The sequence below is a fragment of the Aurantimonas sp. A2-1-M11 genome (assembly GCF_036549475.1).
Classification (GTDB): domain Bacteria; phylum Pseudomonadota; class Alphaproteobacteria; order Rhizobiales; family Rhizobiaceae; genus Aurantimonas.
This window is the reverse complement of record NZ_JAZHLI010000227.1, coordinates 1-584: the sequence shown is the minus strand read 5'-3', so window position 1 is coordinate 584 and position 584 is coordinate 1. Positions and strand designations below refer to the sequence as shown.

Sequence of the window (584 nt, the reverse complement as noted above, 5' to 3'; positions counted from 1 at the left end):
CTGCTGGCCGGCGTAGCGGTCGGAAATCCAGACAGCCGGCTTGTGGCCGTCCATCACCGCTTCGGCCACCGCCCTCGCGCGACGCGGGGCGATCTCGTGCAGCACCGCCTCGGGTGTGACGAAGACCCACTGCCAGTGCAGGCGCCCGTCGATGCGCGTCGTGGTCTCGTCCGACCAGACAACCTGCGCAGCGCGCAGCTTCTGGCGGATTGCCGCGCACTCGGCCTCCAGCGGCGTCTCCAGCCGGCGCAGCGCATTGGCGATGGCGCCTTCGGAGATCGACAGGCCGAACAACTCGCGGGCCAGCCGGACCAGCCGCTCGAAACCGACGTGATGGCTATGGTGCAAATAGGCCAGCAGAGCATGGATGTTCGGCCCGAACGGCGTGCCGGGCGGCATGCCCTCGGGCGGCGTGGCACGGAAGCGCTTGCCGCAGGCGCAGCGCCCGCCGTGCAGTTCGATCCGCGTCACATTCGGCAGAACCGGCGGAATGTCGACATGGTCGTAGCGCTGTCGGCAGGTCTGCTTCAGCCCCGACACGTCCGCCCCGCAGGAGCAGCGATCGGCGCGGCGCACGATGATCT

Annotated in this window: 1 protein-coding gene; it reads right to left on the bottom strand. The window is 69.5% G+C overall.

Going from position 1 to position 584, the window contains the following annotated elements; translation table 11 throughout:
• Positions 1-584 (bottom strand): IS66 family transposase (locus VQ042_RS25820; protein WP_331823080.1); only part of this gene is annotated, 584 nt, incomplete at both ends.